The sequence below is a fragment of the Kamptonema formosum PCC 10802 genome, from assembly GCF_000332335.1.
GTDB lineage: Bacteria > Cyanobacteriota > Cyanobacteriia > Cyanobacteriales > Oscillatoriaceae > Oscillatoria.
In genome coordinates this window covers 5398680-5402227 of record NZ_KB235948.1, presented here as the reverse complement: position 1 = coordinate 5402227, position 3548 = coordinate 5398680, and the positions used below count along the sequence as shown (strand labels likewise).

The 3548-nt window shown below is 55.0% G+C and carries 1 protein-coding gene; it reads left to right on the top strand.

Annotated features, from left to right (window positions below; genetic code table 11):
* The coding region (locus OSC10802_RS54755; protein WP_071593341.1) for a tetratricopeptide repeat protein at positions 1-3079 on the top strand (3079 nt) is incomplete at its 5' end.
* Between the last annotated feature and the right edge of the window lie 469 nt (positions 3080-3548).

Here is a 3548-nt window from a genome sequence, read left to right as displayed (position 1 = left end):
GAAAGCGGAACCGCTGTATGAGGAAGCTTTGGCGATGACAAAGCGCCTGTTTAAAGGCGACCACCCCGATGTAGCCAGAAGCCTCAACAATTTGGCAGCACTCTACCGTTCCCAGGGGCGCTACGAGAAAGCGGAACCGCTGTATGAGGAAGCTTTGGCGATGTATAAGCGCCTGTTTAAAGGCGACCACCCCGATGTCGCCACAAGCCTCAACAATTTGGCAGCACTCTACCGTTCCCAGGGGCGCTACGAGAAAGCGGAACCGCTGTATGAGGAAGCTTTGGCGATGAGAAAGCGCCTGTTTAAAGGCGACCACCCCGATGTAGCCAGAAGCCTCAACAATTTGGCAGGACTCTACGATTCCCAGGGGCGCTACGAGAAAGCGGAACCGCTGTATGAGGAAGCTTTGGCGATGAGAAAGCGCCTGTTTAAAGGCGACCACCCCGATGTCGCCTCTAGCCTCAACAATTTGGCAGGACTCTACGATTCCCAGGGGCGCTACGAGAAAGCGGAACCGCTGTATGAGGAAGCTTTGGCGATGAGAAAGCGCCTGTTTAAAGGCGACCACCCCGATGTCGCCACTAGCCTCAACAATTTGGCATACCTCTACGATTCCCAGGGGCGCTACGAGAAAGCGGAACCGCTGTATGAGGAAGCTTTGGCGATGTATAAGCGCCTGTTTAAAGGCGACCACCCCGATGTCGCCACAAGCCTCAACAATTTGGCATTCCTCTACCATTTCCAGGGGCGTTATGAGGAAGCCGAACCCCTGTATGAGGAAGCCTTGGTGATGACAAAGCGCCTGTTTAAAGGCGACCACCCCGATGTCGCCCGTATCCTCAACAATTTGGCAATATTACTGGCGGTGACAAATCGCCCCGTTGAGGCGCTGGCACGAATGAAACAAGCCACTGAAGTCGAGGATAATATAATTCGCCGCGTGTTTTCCTTCAGTACGGAAAGCGACCGGCTTGCCTATCTCGAAACCATCAAAGGCAATTATTGGATGTTGCTCTCCCTCGTCTGGAAATACCTCCGCAACTCACCCGCAGCCGTGCGAACAGCCCTAGATGTGGTGCTCAAACGCAAATCCCTCACCGCATCCGCCCAGACGGCGCTCTCCGAGGCGCTTTTCAGCGGGCGCTACCCCCACCTAGCGGAAGAATTCCAGAAATGGCGCTCCTTAAATACCGAGATTGTTCACCTCACCTATTCTCCCCCCCTCCCCGATCCTAGCCTGACTTGGGAACAGTTGAACGCCCAAAAAGCCGCCCACCGGCAGCGCCTCGCCGAGTTGCAAAAAGAGTCTGACAATTTGGAAAAGCTGCTCGCCTCCCAAGTTCCCGAAATCCAGCTGCAAGAGCAACCAACCGATCGCCGCGCTGTAGCGCTGGAATTGCCTGAAGGTTCCGCCTTGGTGGAGTTTGTCCGCTTTCGTGTCGCTGACTTTACCGCCCCTGAAGGAGATAAATGGCAACCGGCTCGTTATGTAGCGTTTGTCTTGCCTTCCCAACAGCCCGACACCGTGGAGATGATAGACTTAGGGGAAGCGGAACCCATCGACCGGCTGATTGAGGTGTTTCGGGAGGCGTCTGTCAAACCTTCCGGGAATTCCCTGGGTGCGAGACGCGACAAGAATGCCAGTCAAAACAAGCCGGCGAATGGAACGGAACTGCGGGATTTGATTTGCCAACCCATCCGCGATATAATAGGAGAACACCGGCACTGGCTAATCGCCCCCGATGGCGCTTTGAACCTACTGCCATTTCAGATATTGCCGGTGGACGGCACAGGAAAGCGGCTGCTGATGGATGAATACACCCTGACTTACCTCAGCGTCGGGCGCGATATCCTGCGCTCGAAAGTTCAGCCCAACCGCCCAGCCTCCGCACCGCTGATTATAGCCGATCCCGATTTTAATTTAGCATTAGAATCTCCTGGGGCCCACGGGGGGTCGCCCCTACAGCTTGGTAACGCCGCTACCTTGGAACCAAAATCCCTGTCGGGCGTTGCCGAATTGCTCAGCACCCTCGACGGCATATTTTTTACCCCCGCCCCCGGTACGGGCTATCTGGGAGAAAGCGTTGCCAAAAAGCTGAGAGTCAAACCCTACCTGCAACAGGAAGCCCTGGAATCTCACCTGACAAGCGGCAAATGTCCCCGCATCCTGCTGATTGCCACTCACGGCTACTTCGCAAACGAGAAAGAGCAGGAGATGAAGTTAATTCAAGATTTGCTGAAATGCCCCAGCGGTGAGGAACGGGATATCTTAGAAAAGAACCGGGCGCTGGTGGATGAGGAATTGCTGGCGCTGATGGAAAAGCGTGCAACTTGGTTGGCGAAAAATGGCGAACAGGATGCCGCCAATTGGTTGCGAAATTTCGCGCCGCAAGTGCGGGAGATGATGGAAATGCCGCAAGATCCCCCCCAACCCCCCCTTAAAAAGGGGGGGCTGTTAACTCCGCCCTTTTCAAGGGGTGCGGAGGGGGATATCTTCCATCGCTTCTCAGCATCTAAAGTGGAAAACCCGATGATGCGTTCGGGAGTCGCCCTCGCGGGAGCGAACACATGGGCAGTCGGGGGCGAACTTCCAAAAGAAGCGGGAAAAGGGATTGTCTTCGCCCAAGATGTGACAGCGATCGACTTGTGGGCGAACGAACTGACTATCCTTTCCGCCTGCGAAACCGGCATCGGCGACATCAAAACCGGCGAGGGAGTTTTTGGGTTGCGCCGCGCCTTTGCCTTAGCCGGTTCCAAGACACTGGTGATGAGTTTGTGGTCAGTTCCCGAAAAGGCAACTGCCCTGCTGATGGAGCGTTTTATTAACAACTTGCAGCGCGGTTTGGGGCGTGGCGATGCCTTACAAGATGCCCAGAATTATATTCGCACAATTACCGTGGGAGAGTTGCGCAAGTCTAAGCGCGGTCGTCAGGTGCTGATAGAATTGCTGAAGTGCCGGCTATTGAGTCAGGAAGTTGTCGCGAATCAGCCCGATTGCACCCCGCTGGCGCACCCGTTTTACTGGGGCGCTTGGATTTGTCAGGGTGACACCACCGGCTTTGAATTGGGGATTGATTGAACATTCCCGCACGGGTGGGGTGCGTTCGGCGAAGCGCGATTTTTCCCCACCTTTCTCGTTACCTGGCGGAGCCATATAAGGACGATAAAACATAAAAAATTGCGCATATTTTGAGAGTATAAATATTCTCTTAGTCCGCGAAGGCGGACTTCGTTTGTATAGCCGCGATTTCCAATCGCCGGGGATCTATCGCTTAAAGTTGGCGGGGCTTGGCGCGATTTCCAATCGCCGGGGATCTATCGCTTAAAGTTGGCGGGGCTTGGCGCGATTTCCAATCGCCGGGGATCTATCGCTTAAAGTTGGGGGGCTTGGCGGTTAAAGTTGGGGGGGCTTGGCGGTTAGAAACCGCAGCTACACAGACGAAACCCGCCTTCGCGGGTTTCAAGAAGTTCAAAAGTCCGCGTTGGGCGAAGCCCTTCCCGCAGGGTAGGCGGACTTCGTTTGTATAGACGCGATTTCCAATCGCCGG